This window comes from Haloferax sp. S1W, from assembly GCF_044593955.1.
GTDB lineage: Archaea > Halobacteriota > Halobacteria > Halobacteriales > Haloferacaceae > Haloferax.
In genome coordinates this window covers 123,129-137,861 of sequence record NZ_CP172595.1, presented here as the reverse complement: position 1 = coordinate 137,861, position 14,733 = coordinate 123,129, and the positions used below count along the sequence as shown (strand labels likewise).

The window sequence follows — 14,733 nt, the reverse complement described above, 5'->3', positions numbered from 1 at the left end:
AAGAAGGAATCTAACCGCGAACTCAGATGGGACCGATATCGACTCCGTCGTCGAATTCACGGACTTCGAATGCGACTTCGATTTCCGTCTCATCTCGGTCGACCACCTGCACTGTAATCGAATCCGACTTGGGTCCGTTCAGGCTCACATCGTCCGCAGTAAACTGGAGACTAACGCGGCCGCGCTCATCAGTGACTGCCCCATCCGGTGCTGAAACCGACCCGTACGACCCGTTTTCCCACTCGACGGTCGCACCGGAGACGGGTGCGCCGAACTTGTCGTACGCACGCACGACGACGGTCTCTCGGCCGCTCGTGGGGACCCACGTTCCGTTTTGAGATTCGAGAGAGAGGTACGCAACCTCGTCGTCCGGGCCCAGAGAGGCGGCGCCGATAGCACCGCCCGCGTCAGGGGACCCGACGGTCACGTGCGCGAGATGCATGTTGTACAGTCCGGGGGCGAGTTCGACCGTCAAGGTGCCGTAGTCGGACCCCGGCCCGGCGTCCGCGTAGGAGATGGACTGGACAGCCGACTCGTTAGCGAGGAGTCGCTGCCACGTCTCGTTGGAGAGTGCGGTCGGGACTTCGAGCGTGAGCGGGTCGGACGCTGTCGACCGGACCGTAATCGCTCGCTCGCTCGCCGACTGCGGCGTGATTCGAACCGACTGGCCTGCGACCGTCCGCCCGCCGAGTTCGCCGTCGAGGAGGACGAGCGAGACGTCGGTTCCGCGGATGAGCGACTGCCGGTGGACGATTTCGGTTCCGTCGGCAGTGACGAGGTACGAGGCACCGGATTCGATGTGAAGTCGCTCGCTGTTTCGCTCGTTGTAGTTCGGCGTGTACACAAGCGTCTGCGTCGTGCCGAGCGTCTTCGAGGACCCGTCCCAGTACGCCGACGCCTGACTGACGGCGACCGCACCGGTGATGGCCGCATCGTTCTCGCCGGTGGTCGCGAACGTCCCGGTCGAATCCGGTGGGGAGACGACGAGGTAGCGCTCGGGGTACGAGATATCCGTCTCGACGGCGAAACGTCCAGTCTCGTCCGTTCCGGCAACGCCGAAGACCGCCGAATCGAGGGTAGCGAGGTCAGCGGTGACCCGGTGGTGGTGGTCGGCTTCGTCACCCGCGTTCAACACGGGTGTCAGCGCCAACTGCGATGTCGCAATCAGCGAGATAATGAGCGCGAACGCGAAGACGAGACCCAGTATCTCGGACGTACCGCGGGTATCGCGTCCCCCGGTCGTGCAGGTACGTCGAAGCATTTCGGCGAAGGTCACGATTACGCACCACCCTGGTTTATCACGAGGTTCCCGTCGATGCTCGCGTCGGTCAGGTCGAGGTTCGTGTTGTACGTAATCGTAATCGTGTCACCATCACCGGCATCGAGGGTCGAACGCTGCATCTCGACGCTCGGCGCGGTGAGGTCGATGTCGTTCTCGGTCACGAGCGCTGCTTCTTCCCCGGTGAGTCCGCCCTTGTCGGAGGTGATAACGATATTTCGCTTGCTATCGGTTCCAACGGTGGTGACGCTCGCACCTCGGAGGTCGATATTTCCGACAGTGGTGACTTCGAAACCTCCGTCAGCCAGCACGACGAGGCCGCCGAGACCCGCACCTGCTGTCTGCGACGTAATCGTCACGTCGCCACCCTGCGTGGTCGACGTCCCCGCTTCAGCGAGGTCGACACTTCCGTAGCCGTCTATCGTGATGCCCGCCTTGCTCGACAGGTCGGCGCTTCTCGCGGAGATGTTCCCCGAACTGGATTGGACGAGGATGTCGGCGTTGCTTCCGCCCTTCTCGTTGGTGAGAGCCGCGTTGTCGAGGTCGATGCCGTTGTCACCGGTAACCGTGATATCGCCGGTCGCACCGAACGAACCCCCGGAGAAGTCCACGGCCTCGCCGGCGGACACTGTGACACTCCCCGAGGGACTCGTCAGGCTCACACCGATGGCTTTGACGGAGTGTTTGTCGCCGTCGACGAGGATGTCGCCGCCGGTCGAAATCGCGTCGACGTGGAGTGAGACTCCATCACCCTTCAGTTCGATGTCGTCGTCGTGGACGAGTGTTCCAACGCTCGGCGGGACGACGAGGCGCTCGTTGCCCGCATCGTAGACGAGTGTCTTGCCTTGGTAGGTCGCGTTGACGCGCGTGTCAGACCCGTCGAACTGGCCGTTTCTGTTCTTGTCAGCGTAGGCGTGTCCGGGGTCGCCAACCGCGGCGACGAACCCACGAGTCGGGAGGGGGAGACCGCCGTATCTGGTCTCCACGTCGAACGTCGTCCGGTCGACTTCGGCCCCGGTCGCGTTCTTCACGAGGATGTCGAAACTGTCGGAGGCAATTCTGTCGGGGTCGCTCGGCGCGGTGTAGACGAACGTCGCGCGGCCGTTCTCGTCGGTGACAGTCGAGAGCGTTCCCGTGTCGCGGGCCGCGACCAGTCCGCCCGCTGCGGTCGAACCGGTCGGGGTCTCGACAGTCGCACCGACGACTGGGTTGTTCTGTGCGTCGCGGACTTCGACGACCGCGAGGTGTTTCGCACCCGGCGGGAGCGTCGCACCGTCACCGGAGACGGGGACGATGTATTTTGGTTCCTGCATCGAACCGGGGGTGTCGATGCCGACGCGGGCGATGTGGAGGTCGTAGGTCTTTCCGGGGACCAGTTCGACCACGACGGTGTTGAATTCGGGACCCGAGGAGTACGACGCCACGTAGGCGTTCGGTTCACTCGCGAGGAGTTCGGTCCACGTCTCGTTCGAGAGGCGGGTCGCGAGCGATATCTGGATTGGGTCTGCGTCGTTGGTCACGGTGATGTAGTCCGTGCCGGCGCTCAGGGGAACAACGCTGAACGTGGTTGCGTCCTTGGCACCGTAGTTCAGGTCGCCCTCTAACAGCACAAGCGAGATGCGAGTCCCGTCGACGAGCGACTGGGTCGCACCCGACTCGTTCGCCCCGTACTTCGTGTAGCGAGCGGAGCCTTCGTGGGTGAGGACGGGGTCGCTCTGGAGGTATTGGTAGTCGGGTTGGTACAGGAGTAACTGCGAGTCGAACGCGTGCGTGGACCCGTTCCAGTAGTCGCGTCCCGACCCGACCGCCTCGGCGTTGGAAATCGTCGCCTGCGTGACGTTGCTCGTTTGAATGGTTCCCGACCCGGCGGACGGAGAGACGAACAGCGCACGCGTCGGATAGTCGACACCCGCCTGAATGGTCGCCCTGCTGGACGTCCCGGAGGAGGCGGCGGAAATCCGCTCGTCGACCGTGAGGAACTCACCCTCGACGGTTTCGAGGTGTTGGAACTCGGTCTGTTGGTTCCACGCGGGAACCGCCGAGACCTGAACCATCGCGATGACGGAGACGACGAGCGCGAAGGCGAGTATCGTTCCGACGATGGCCGAGGCGGCCCGGTCGTCGGTTCGAAGGTTCGAGCGGCTGCGACCGAGGCCGGCGGTGAGCCAGCGTCGGACGTACCTGAGCGGGGTTTGCGTGTGTTTTTCGGATGTCTTGTGAGTCATGCTTACACCAGTGCGAATGCGACGAGCGCCAGCGCAGCGAGACCGAGCGCGTACTTCAGTCCGCTGAGGGCGCTGTTGTCGGCGAGTTTCCCGGCGAGGAGTCCACTGCCGACCGCCTGAATGAGCGCGGAGTGGAGGAACACCATGTGGTAACTGCTAATTGGAATCGACGAGATGCCGATTGGGAGGCTCTGTCCGTTGGCCGCCGTGGTGTCAGGGGCCGTCATCTCGGCGAGCGGGGCGAGGTAACTCTCGCCGAGCATCAGGATGACAAAGAGGTACACGAAGTACCCAATCACCACGATGGCGATGTACGACCCCATGGCGCGCCGTCGCGACTTCTCCAGTTTGTACCGGTTGCGGGTGTCCTCGGCCGCGACGCTAAGGACGCGAGAGAGGTCGCCGCTGGTCCGGCCGCCGCTGGCGATGAGGCGGATGACCCGCGAGAGTTGCGGGACGGAGAGTCGCTGCGCGAACGACATGAGCGCCGCATGCGCGTCGTGATTCCACCGGATGTCGTTCCGGAGGGCGCGAAGTTCGTCCGCGAGCACACCGGTCGACCAGCGCGCGACGAGTGCCAGCGATTCGACGAGCGGGATACCCATCTGGTTGGCGCTCGACAGCAGGTTGAGCGTGTCGGGGAACCGGCGTTCGAGGTTCCGCTCGCGACGAACGCGCATCTCGTGGAACACCGTGAGCGGTACCGCGACGATGCCGAAGGGAACCACGGCCAACCAGACCGTCGTGTTGTAGGGGTCCGTGAGCATGGCGTCGGTGCTCGGCGTCGCTAAGCCGAGGACGATTGCCGCGACGAACGCCCCGAGTGCGAGCGGAACCGTGACGACGGCCGAGAGGTACGGTTGTCGTTTCATCAACTCGACCGGGTTGCCGATGAGGTCTCGAAGCGTGTACACGACGTTCGAGCGGTGGTAGACATCGAATCGAACGTCTACGGTGCCACCGTCGGAGGCGGCGACTGAGCCATCACCCCAGCGTTCTTCGCGGGCGCGTTCTATCTCACGTCGGACGACCGAGAACGCGTCCGAAAACGCCTCTCGAATCTCCTCGACGACCGTGACGTTGTGTTTCGTCTCTACCACATCCTGCGTGTACGGAGCCGACAGCACGTCGATGAGAAGCAAGAACAACGCCATCCCCAACGGGAAGATGAGGTAGTTCAGCGCGTACAGTTGGACGAGCGTGTCGCCGCCGAGGAAGCTGATGACCATCAGCGTCACGATGAGCAGGAGCGGTGCCGCGACGAACGCCGCGACGAACACCTCAGAGAGCATCGAGAGCGTCTCGATGAACTCCTCTTGCTCGTCGCGCGCCTCCTCGAGGTAGGTCGACGATTCGCGGTCCAAGAACTCGGAGACATCGCCACCGGAGTCGAGCACCGACAGCAGGTCGTCGAGGAACTGCTCGAAGTTCATCGACGGGGTGAGGTTCCGCGAGTTACGGAGTGCGGTAAACAGGTCGTTGCCGAAGAGGTCCATGTCGCGGGCAATCATCTCGAACTCCCGGGACACTTCGCCGTAGTCGTCGGCCTCGGCGACAGAGCGGATGACTTCGAGGAAGCTCATGCCGCCGTGGCTGAGGGCGTACATGTAGACGATGGCGTGCGGGAGCAGGATGTCGATGCTCCGGCCGCGCATCTTGGCCCGGTTCTTCGGGATGTAGTACCTGATGTAGTAGGTTCCGACGCCGAGTGTGAGGCCGGAGAGGATGACAAGCGCCCACGCGAGGATGACGACCTTGTACGGGAGGAGCGGTTCGACAAGTTCGTAAGGAAGGCCGAAGTTCAGGGGACTCGATACGTTCGCGAGGATACCCAACCGGGCTAGGACCACGGCCGCAACGCCCCCGATGAGAGCCCCGAAGAGCGTCGTGATGAGTGCCAGTTTGATAGACCGGGTGAGGTAGATGTCGTACGTCGTCCCCACGCGTGCCTGATTCAACCAGCGCTGTAAGTCGCGGTGTCCCGACGGGTGTCGCTTGAAGTACGTCCGAATGTACCCGTATCTGTCGCGGAGGCGTTTGACCTCCTCCGGCGACTCGTCGAGTTGTTCCCGCGGGAAGTACTGCTCTACTTCGTAATCGGGGAGCGGAACCGAGGTCTTGGAATCAGCGCCCATCGGTGTCCTCCTCCGATTCGTCGGCGCTCTCAGCACCGGCGGCTGATTCGCCGTTCGTCATCTCTGGGTCGTCGTCAACAACCTCGTACTCCAGGTCGTCAACAGCCTCGTACTCCGAGTCGCCGTCCATCATGGACTCGGAGTCGTCACCGGCCATCGCGTAGTCTGCCGCACCGTTTGTTGGGTCGGGGCCGGACCCGCTGTCGTCGGCCGCTTCCTCGCCGTCAACGTGGAGGTCGAAGAGGTCTTCGAGGAGTTCCTGCGTCTCGCCGGAGAGTTCGTCGTCGTCGTAGTGGTCGGCGTCCGACGCGTCGTCTTCGTCCTCGACGGCCACGAGCGAGGTGTCTTCGTAGACGAGTGCGAGCACTCCCTCGCGGTCGCGTTCGAACCGGCGAATCATCGCGGCCACGTCGCGGTAGTCGTCGATACCCTGCGCAGCCATGTAGCGAAGCACGTCGGCGCGGATGTCCAGTTCGTACTGGAGGTCGGCCTCGGTCCACCCGCGTTCGGCGGCGATACCCGAAAGGATGTGGGAGTCGCCGACCTGCTCGTGGGTGTCGTTCGTGGGGTTCCGCTTGAACACGTCGCGGAGTTCGACTTCCCCGTCTTCGTCCACGTCCACGAGTTCGGTGACACCCATGTTGCGGCGAGTCCGGTCACCCTCGAGGTGAATCTGTTTTTGCACCGAGATGATGTCGAGGTCCGACAGCATCTGGGCGGGCACGCCGAGCGGTTCGTTCTGCATCCGGTTGACCACGCCCTCCGCGGAGTCGGCGTGGAACGTCGTGTATGCGGTGTGGCCCGTGGCGATGGCGTGGAAGAACGTCAGCGCGACGCGCTCCTGGGTCCGGATTTCACCCACGAGGAGGTACTCGGGGCGCTGTCTGAGGGCGGCCTGCAAGAGCGCGTACATCGAGACTTCGCCGCGTCCGTCGGCCGTGAAGGTGTCGCGAGTGACCGACTGAATCCAGTTTTCGTGCGGTAAGGTCACCTCGCGGGTGTCCTCGATAGAGACCACCTTCGCGTGACCGGGGACGAAGAACGACACCGCGTTCATCGAGGTTGTCTTGCCCGACCCCGTCCCACCCGCGAAGATGAGAGAGCGGTTGTTCTCGATGGCCAGCCAGAAGTAGGCCATCTGCTCGACGGAGAAGGTGTTCCACCGGACGAGGTCCACCGGCGACAGCGGCACGTCCGAGAACTTTCGGATAGTGAAGTTCGACCCGCGCGTGGCGACATCGGACCCGAGAGTCAACTGCACCCGAGAGCCGTCCGGAAGACTCGCGTCCACGAGCGGGTCCGAGACAGTCACTTGCTTGCCCGCACGTTGTGCGAGGCGGATGGTGAACGACGAGAGGTCGCCGTCGTCGAACACGACGTTCGTGGGCATGTCGCGGTAGACGCCGTGGAAGACGTACACCGGAACCTCGTCGCCGTCACAGGAGATATCCTCGATGCTCGGGTCGCGCATCACGGGGTCGATTCGACCGTAGTGGATGAAATCACGGAGCAGGAAGTAGAACAGTTTCCAGAGAGAGCCCTCTTCGACCGTCGCGGCGTGGTTCGAGATTATCTCGCGGGCCTCGTCGTCGAACACCTCCTTGCGGTCGCCTTCGTTGTCGAGGTCACGGTACAGGAGGCTGTTCCGAAGAATCTTCGTCAGGTCGTCGCGCACGAAGGTCTCGAACGTGTCGAGTTGCGGTTCGCTCACGTGGTAGCGGTGTTCGCGCAGTTCGGGGTCGTACAGAATGGAGACGAACGCGAAGGGTTTGTTCACCCAGTAGTGTTCGACGTCTTCGACGCCTTCGAGAAACGAGAAGTCGAAGAATCTCGTCTCGATGAACTCCTCCGACGGGGCGGGCGCGAAGGCGGTTTCCGGGTTCAAAGCCCCGAAGTAGTCTTTGACCTCACGGAGGACGGCCTCGCGGAGCGTCTCCGGGTGGTCGAGTTCTTGGTCGCGTTTGAACTCCTCGGTGACGTGCTCTGTCGGGCCGTACTCGATTCGGTCAGTCGGCGAGACGGGGAGTTCCGCCGCGCGCGAGTCCATCGCCTCGGGTCCGGTCGTCGGAACCAGCTCCGTGCTGCCAGCACCGTCGGTACGGGCGGATTCCGCCCCGTCGTCGTTGTTCGTTGGATTCGTGTCAGGAGCCGTCATTGTCTTGGCAGTGAGAACGGTAGGAAAGCCTGTAAGTATGGAGCGGCTACGGGTTGGAATTCGGCGAGTTAGGGCACACCTACTGCCCGAATTCGGCAGTTTGGAAAAATGGAAGAACAGACTCGTTATGGGACCCGAAAGACGGTCGAACGCACACGCTCACGCTCGAACGTGACCTGCCGACGACCCAACTGGTTCCTGCCGCGGTGGACTCACAGATACCGAGTCGACCCGGCATATGTGCGTTTTGTTACAACAAAATTGTGGTGTTAATTGCCATGTCTATGCTAATCACACACAATGGGGCGTCTACCGCGAGAATTCTGGGGTTCTGTCCCTCCGATGCCTTGCGATTTCGTTGTTTCTTGTGGGGTAGAAATGGGACGAAGTTTCAAGAGCAGATGGGTTGTATACCAAAGTGTATTATGGATATTGCTGATATCGCCACTCCTGATTTCGTCGAGGTCGACGCCAACGAGCGATTAGGCAAGGTCCGCGCAATCTTCGAGCGCGAGAACCCCAAGGGCATCATCGTTGGCAACGACGGCGAGTACGCGGGCGTGATTGGTGAGAAGCAACTCATCAACTCGCACGTTGAGGACGACACGAAGGCTTCGGCGCTGATGAAGCCCGTCCCGAAACTCGACCTTCACGAGAACGTGCGAGAGGTCGCGCGGATGCTCGTCGAGGGCGACACGAAGGTCGCACCAGTCTACGAGGGTGAAAAGCGCTACGGCATCGTCACCCAAGATGGCATCCTCGAAGCCGTCCTCGAAAACCTCGACACGCTGACCGTCGACCAAATCTTCACGAGCGATGTCGTGACCATCGGCGAGCGCGACCACCTCGGGCAGGCCATCAACCTGCTCCGCGAGCACGGCATCTCGCGTCTCCCGGTCGTCGACCCGGACGAGCGCCTCACCGGCGTCTTGACCACCTACGACCTCGTCGAGTTCATGGTGCGCGACGAGGGCCGACAGGGCAAACAGGACCGCCGCGGCGACACCGACCGGATGCTCGACCTACCGGTCTACGACCTGATGACGAGTCCGGCGCTCACGGCGACGCCCGACGAGAGCGTCCGCGACGCGGTTGCTCGCATGCTCGAACACGACATCGCCGGACTGGTCGTCACGCCCGAAGACGACGACGGTGAAGTCCTCGGCGTCGTGACCAAGACCGACGTGCTCCGAGCGCTCACCTACACGGAAGAAGAGCGGATGGACGTGCAGGTCACGAACATCGACCTGCTCGAAACGCTCGAACGCGCCGACATCATCTCGGCCATCACGCAGGTGGCGGACAAGTACCAGCGGATGAACGTCCACCACGCCCACGTGCGCTTCCACGAACACAAAGAGAAGCTCCGCGGCACGCCCCTCATCCAGTGCCAGATTCGTCTCCGGACGAGTCACGGCCAACTGGCAGGGAGTGGCGAAGGCTACGGTGCCGAACACGCGTTCCACGTCGCGCTCGACAAACTCGAACGCAACGTGCTCGAAGTGAAGGGCTTCGAGGCAGACGAGCGCTACCGCGGCCAGCTCCTGCGGAAGCTCAACGAACTGTAACTCGGAACCGACGCGCGACCACCTCGAAACGCCCGCTCGACCTTTTTTTTAATGAACGACGGAAAATTCCGATTAGCAACCGGTTAAAACTCAGTGCCAGCCAGTCCGCGGTCTGTGATTTTGAACGTCGCCTTCTCACCGGCGGGTTTGGCTCGGTGTTTCTCCAGTGTCGCCCGACGGTTGCCACCTCGGAAGCGGTCGAGTCTGAGGACCGTCCCTGTCCAGTGTTCGAGCGTGTGGCCGCCGAGTGCCCGCGTACGGTCGGTGTCTGGGTCCGAGTACACCTGGTTCGTGAGAACGACGGCAATATCGTGTTTGCGCGCGAGCGACAGGAGGTGTGTGACCTGTCGCGCGACGCGCCGGAGGGTTTCGCCGCCGTCACCCTCACCGGCGCGTTCGAGGCGGTAGAAGCCCGTCGCGGAGTCGACGACGATAAGGTCGGCCTGCTCGGCGAACTCGCTGGCGTCGCGGACGGCCTCTTCCTGGTCTTCGAAGTCGTACGCTTCGCTTATCATCAGGCGGGAGGTCACGGCCTCCACGTCGCCCGGCGCGACCGCTTCGGCGAGTTGGCGGAAGCGGTCGACCGACAGTCCCTCGGTGTCGATGTAGACGACGGTCCCGCCGTCGGCGGCGACTCGAACGGCTGCCGAGAGGGCGACGTTGGTCTTTCCGGCCGCTGGCGGGCCGTAGACTTGCGTGACCGTCCCGCGCTCGAAGCCACCGTCGAGCAGGTCGTCGAGGGGTGAACACCCGGTGGAGACTGGCTCTGTCACGAAGGAACGTGTGCGCCACCGACCGAAAAAGTCCTCGGTCCGGCCGGGGTGCGAAATCGCGATACGCTTTATCTCCTCGGTCACCAAGCGTCGAATGTGATAGTCGTCGCCACCGCGGACTTCGAACTTTATCACGAAGCCGTGGCCGAACTGCGAAGTCGCGGTGTCACCTTCACCACCGTCGAACCGGGTGACCCGCTGCCGGACCGCGCGACCGTCGTCATCACCGCCCCCGACGACGATATCGATACCGACTGTTCCCGAGTGACCGCCACCGGCGACGAGGCCCGCCGCGCTGTCGACGAAGCGCTCGCGGTACTCCGTGGCGGTGGTGGACGAACCATCGTCGGTGTCGACCCCGGAACGAGACCGGGAATCGCCGTCCTCTCCGGCGAGACGGTCGTCGCGGCGTTCCACGTCCCGCTTTCGGACGCCGTCGAAGTCATCCAAAGGGAGACAGACGACGCCGTCGACCCGCTGGTCCGCATCGGCGACGGCGCGCGCCTCCAGGGTGCGAAGATTATCAACGCCCTCGACGAGGTGCCCGTCGAACTCGTCGACGAGACGGGCACGACGCCGTATCTCGGGTCCGGCGCTCGCGGAATGGGCGACGTGCTCGCCGCGGTCAACATCGCGCAGAGAGACGGCCAGCGAATCGACTCCCGCGAAATCGAACCGACAGACGGCGAACTGCAGCGAATCAAAACCAAATCCCGCGAGCAGTCGAAAGACAACCGGACCATCGACGACGAACTCGCCCGGCGCGTCGCTGGCGGCGAACTGAGCATCCAAGAGGCACTCGACGAACACCGCGAGCGCGAAGCGTAGCGAATCTCCACACATCCCCGAATCTGAAAATCATTAAATCCGGCGTTAGTAATCCTATAACCCCGAATATCGGCACATCCCATGGTTCGGTCTTATACTGCTGCAGCGCGTGGTTTTGCTATGCTATCTGTCAGTCCGAGCGCGCTCGACGAGTCCATCTCGGCGGCACACGGCGGGACGGAATGGGTCGACAGAGACGCCTACCCCTTCGAATCGAAGTGCCTCGGTCTCTCGTCCGGTGCGGTCCACTACGTCGACGAGGGACCGACCGACGGCGGGAAGGCGACGCTTCTCATGCTCCATGGGAACCTCACGTGGTCGTTCCTCTACCGACAGCTGATTCGCGGCCTCCGCGACGAGTATCGGTGTGTCGCGCTCGACTATCTGGGGTTCGGCCTGTCGGAGCGCCCCGACGATTTCTCGTACCGACCAGAGGACCACGCCGCGGTCGTCGAGGAGTTCATCGACGAACTCGAACTCCGCGACGTGGTGCTCGTCGTCCACGACTGGGGCGGCCCCATCGGTCTCTCGTACGCTATCGAGCACCCGGAGAACGTCAGCGGCCTCGTCGTGATGAACACGTGGGTGTGGCCGGTGGCTGACGACCCGCACTTCAGTCGGTTCTCGAAACTCCTCGGAAACCGTCTCGGGTGCGAACTCATCGAGCGATTCGACCTCATGACGCGACTGATGCCGAGTGCTTTCGCCGACCGGTCGAAGTTCACGGAGACGGCCCGTGAGCAGTACCGCATGGCGAACCGCGGCGACAGAACTGCTCTCGGCGTCTTCCCGAAGGAGATTCTCGATTCGACCGCGTGGCTCTCCTCGCTGTGGAAGCGACGCGAGCGTATTGCCTTCCTGCCCGCGCGAATCATCTGGGGGATGGAAGACAACGTGTTCCGCCCCGCCGAACTGCGGACGTTCGAGGGGTTGTTTGCGAACGCCTCGACGGTTCGACTGCACGGCGTCGGCCACTTCGTCCAAGAGGAGTTCGGTCCCGACCTCGTGCCGTTAGTTCGGGACTTCCTCGCTGACTTCTCAGAATCCGAACAGTGAGTCGTTCGGGACGGATAACGACCGAATAATCCGATTATCGGAGCGTGAGACCCCAAACCACCTGTTCATACCTTTCTCATTCTGCGTTGTTACACTACCTGGCTTATGAGTACACGACGAGAGCAACCGATAGGTCGACGTACCTATCTCAAAGCGCTGGGCGTTGGGGCAGTTACCGCTGGGGCGTTCGCAACACCAGCAGCGGCGCATCGTGGCGGCCTGAAAGGAGAACTCGCGAAAGTCAGGTCCGCGACTGCGAAGTACAACAACTTGGACAACGCGCTTGCTGACGGGTACGTGCAAGTCACACCATTCGTCCCCGGACAGGGCTACCACTACGCCAAGATGAGCCTCATCGGGACGCTCGACCCGCTGAAGCCGCAGGCGTTGACCTACGGACAGGCGGGCGACGGGAAACCTGTCTACGGGTCCATCGAATACCTCGTCCCGAAGGCCGGACAGTACGCGAACTCACCGCCGGACGTATTCGCCCACGACGACCCGGACGAGTCGAGCGGGAACCACGAACACTGGGACATCGTCGACCTCAACGAGGGAGTTCCGGGCGCGGACCCGTTTCTCGTCTGGGCGCTTCACGTCTGGGTCCACACGCATAATCCGGACGGGGTCTTCCACCACAGCAACCCGCGAAGACTGTTCCACCCCGAGTAACCGAGTGGAACCACCCGCCGGATACTGTGAGTGAATTTATGATTCGCGCCGACGCAGGTCACGGATGGACCCGAACATAACGGTCGTGACGCTCGGCGTCTCGGACCTCGACGAGTCGATTCGGTTCTACCGTGACGGTCTCGGCTTTCCACTGCGTGACCGCGACCCCGACAGTGACATTGCCTTCTTCACGCTCGACGGGACCTGGCTCGCGCTCTATCCGTGGGACCTCCTCGCTGAGGACGCGACTGTCCCGTCGGATGCGACCGTTCCGCCGGCGGAACGCGGCTTTTCGGGTGTCACGATTGCGCACAACGTCGCCGAGAAATCGGAAGTCGACGCCGCCCTCGAAGAGGCGAAGGCCGCAGGCGGAGAAATCGTCAAGCCCGCACAGGACGTGTTCTGGGGCGGCTACTCAGGGTACTTTGCCGACCCCGACGGCCATCTGTGGGAAGTCGCGTTTCCCCAACTGACCGACGAGTGAGCGCAAGGACGGGCTATTCTTCGGCTGCTGCCACCGCATCGACCGCCCGGCGCATGACTTCTCGGACCGCCATGCCCGTCTCTTTCGCCACCGCGAGCGCGTCGTCGTACTCGGCGCTGCGGTCGTAGACGACGCCGTCGGCGTCGCTGGCGACTTTGACCGCCACCTCGTAGGTGTCGCCGTCGATGTCCAGCGACGCCGTCTCGAACTCTCGATGGGCCGTCCAGCGGTGGCCCGCGCCGTGTTCTCTGATTCCGAGCGTTCCCGTTTCGACCGCGAGGCGGTAGGCGACGCGCTCGACGTCGTCGGGTTTGACGATGACCTTCACCAGATGGCCCGGCCGGGACTTCTTCATCGTCGTCGGTAGGATGGTTACGTCGCGCGCACCGGCGTCTTTCAGCGTCTCTTGAAGACTTCCGAGAACCTCGGGCGCGACATCGTCGAGGTTGGTTTCCAAGACGGAGATGTCGTCGCGGACGAGTCGAGACCCGCCGTCGCCGACGATGGCCCGGAGGATGTTCGGATGGTCCGGGAAATCCCACCCGCCAGCGCCGTAGCCCGACGAGTCGACCGAAATCGAGGGGAGCGTCTCGACGCCCTCGGCGACGTGTGCGAGGATGGCGGCCCCAGTCGGGGTGAGCAGTTCAGCCTCGACCGGCCCGCCGCGGATGGACCAGTCGGCCTGCTCGACGACGTTGAGGACCGCGGGCGCGGGAATCGGGTACGTGCCGTGGCTCATCGTCGTCTCGCCGCTGCCGACCGAGATGGGGCCTGTCACGACGCGCTCGGCATCGAGGTCCGCGAGGAGGAGACACGTCCCGACCACGTCGGCGATGGCGTCGTCTGCGCCGACTTCGTGGAAGTGGGTGTCTTCGAGGTCGGTCCCGTGGACCTCAGCCTCGGCCTCGCCGAGGATGCGGAAGATGGTCGTCGCGTCCTCGACGACCGAGTCGGGGAGGTCCATCGACTCGACGAGTTCGACGACCTCCGGGTAGGTCCGGTGTGGGCCGTGGCCCTCGGCGTGAGTGTGGTCGTGAGTGTGTGAATGGCTGTGGTCGTGACCGTGGCTATGGTCGTGCGCGTGGGAATGACTGTGTCTGTGGTCGTGGCCTCCAGCCAGACTGCCACGGAGGCGGTGCTGACGACTCTGCTCGTCGTCTGCCTGTTCGTCGTCGCGGGCGTCGTCGTCCGAATCGTGTTCCTGTCCGTAGTCATCAGAACCGTGCCCTTCGCCGCGCGGGTCGCCGCCGGCGGACTCGGCGAGAAGCACGTCGACTTTCGTCGCCGAAATGCCGTTTTTATCGACAGTTCGGACGCGATAGGTAACGTCGAGGGCGGCCTCGACAGGGGAGAGAACAGCCGGGTCTGCACCGGCGGCAACGAGTGCGCCAAGGAGCATGTCTCCGCTGGCACCCATCCGGCCGTCGAACGCGAGGAGTCGCATACTCAATCCGTCGCTACGGGAAGGTAAAAACGCCCGGCATCGTGGCGGCCGAGACGTGTTTAGTCGGTAGGGATTAGTAGCTACCTACCCTACGGTCTGCTAGGCTGTCACCTG

The 14,733-nt window shown here is 63.1% G+C and carries 11 protein-coding genes; 5 read left to right on the top strand and 6 right to left on the bottom strand.

What is annotated here, in order from left to right:
• Positions 1–22: 22 nt before the first annotated feature.
• Genes ACH9L7_RS00700 through ACH9L7_RS00685 form a run of 4 tightly spaced genes read right to left on the bottom strand, consistent with a single transcriptional unit; the run spans position 23 to position 7,794 of the window.
• Positions 23–1,276 carry a hypothetical protein gene (locus tag ACH9L7_RS00700; RefSeq protein ID WP_396611838.1) on the bottom strand — a complete coding sequence of 418 codons (1,254 nt, stop codon included), beginning with the start codon at positions 1,274–1,276 and terminating at the stop codon, positions 23–25.
• A 2-nt stretch (positions 1,277–1,278) separates the two neighbouring features.
• On the bottom strand, positions 1,279–3,504 hold the full coding sequence (locus ACH9L7_RS00695) for a hypothetical protein (protein WP_396611837.1): 2,226 nt from the start codon (positions 3,502–3,504) through the stop codon (positions 1,279–1,281).
• A gap of 2 nt (positions 3,505–3,506) precedes the next feature.
• Positions 3,507–5,639, bottom strand: a complete 2,133-nt coding sequence (locus ACH9L7_RS00690; RefSeq protein WP_396611836.1) for a type II secretion system F family protein — start codon at positions 5,637–5,639, stop codon at positions 3,507–3,509.
• Positions 5,629–7,794 (bottom strand): type II/IV secretion system ATPase subunit, encoded by a 2,166-nt coding sequence (locus ACH9L7_RS00685; RefSeq protein WP_396611835.1) that lies wholly within the window; start codon positions 7,792–7,794, stop codon positions 5,629–5,631. The genes ACH9L7_RS00690 and ACH9L7_RS00685 overlap by 11 nt, the downstream gene beginning before the upstream one ends.
• A 425-nt stretch (positions 7,795–8,219) precedes the next feature.
• Here ACH9L7_RS00685 and ACH9L7_RS00680 point away from each other — a divergent pair, with 425 nt between their 5' ends.
• On the top strand, positions 8,220–9,362 hold the full coding sequence (locus ACH9L7_RS00680) for a CBS domain-containing protein (protein ID WP_396611834.1): 1,143 nt from the start codon (positions 8,220–8,222) through the stop codon (positions 9,360–9,362).
• Positions 9,363–9,445: 83 nt separating this feature from the next.
• Here the strand turns inward: ACH9L7_RS00680 and radB are convergent, their stop codons facing one another.
• Positions 9,446–10,135: a DNA repair and recombination protein RadB gene (gene radB / locus ACH9L7_RS00675; RefSeq protein WP_396611833.1), complete on the bottom strand. Its 690-nt coding sequence runs from the start codon at positions 10,133–10,135 to the stop codon at positions 9,446–9,448.
• 96 nt (positions 10,136–10,231) lie between these two features.
• Here radB and ACH9L7_RS00670 point away from each other — a divergent pair, with 96 nt between their 5' ends.
• The 4 genes from ACH9L7_RS00670 to ACH9L7_RS00655 all read left to right on the top strand — a co-directional run bounded on the left by ACH9L7_RS00670 (position 10,232) and on the right by ACH9L7_RS00655 (position 13,175).
• On the top strand, positions 10,232–10,963 hold the full coding sequence (locus tag ACH9L7_RS00670; protein ID WP_396611832.1) for a hypothetical protein: 732 nt from the start codon (positions 10,232–10,234) through the stop codon (positions 10,961–10,963).
• Between the two features lie 120 nt (positions 10,964–11,083).
• Positions 11,084–12,019 carry an alpha/beta fold hydrolase gene (locus ACH9L7_RS00665; RefSeq protein WP_396611831.1) on the top strand — a complete coding sequence of 312 codons (936 nt, stop codon included), beginning with the start codon at positions 11,084–11,086 and terminating at the stop codon, positions 12,017–12,019.
• Between the two features lie 105 nt (positions 12,020–12,124).
• Positions 12,125–12,691 carry a hypothetical protein gene (locus ACH9L7_RS00660; protein ID WP_396611830.1) on the top strand — a complete coding sequence of 189 codons (567 nt, stop codon included), beginning with the start codon at positions 12,125–12,127 and terminating at the stop codon, positions 12,689–12,691.
• A gap of 64 nt (positions 12,692–12,755) precedes the next feature.
• On the top strand, positions 12,756–13,175 hold the full coding sequence (locus tag ACH9L7_RS00655) for a VOC family protein (RefSeq protein WP_396611829.1): 420 nt from the start codon (positions 12,756–12,758) through the stop codon (positions 13,173–13,175).
• Positions 13,176–13,188: 13 nt separating this feature from the next.
• On the opposite strand, the gene larC is transcribed toward ACH9L7_RS00655, so the two are convergent.
• Positions 13,189–14,619, bottom strand: a complete 1,431-nt coding sequence (larC, locus tag ACH9L7_RS00650; RefSeq protein ID WP_396611828.1) for a nickel pincer cofactor biosynthesis protein LarC — start codon at positions 14,617–14,619, stop codon at positions 13,189–13,191.
• Positions 14,620–14,733: the final 114 nt, after the last annotated feature.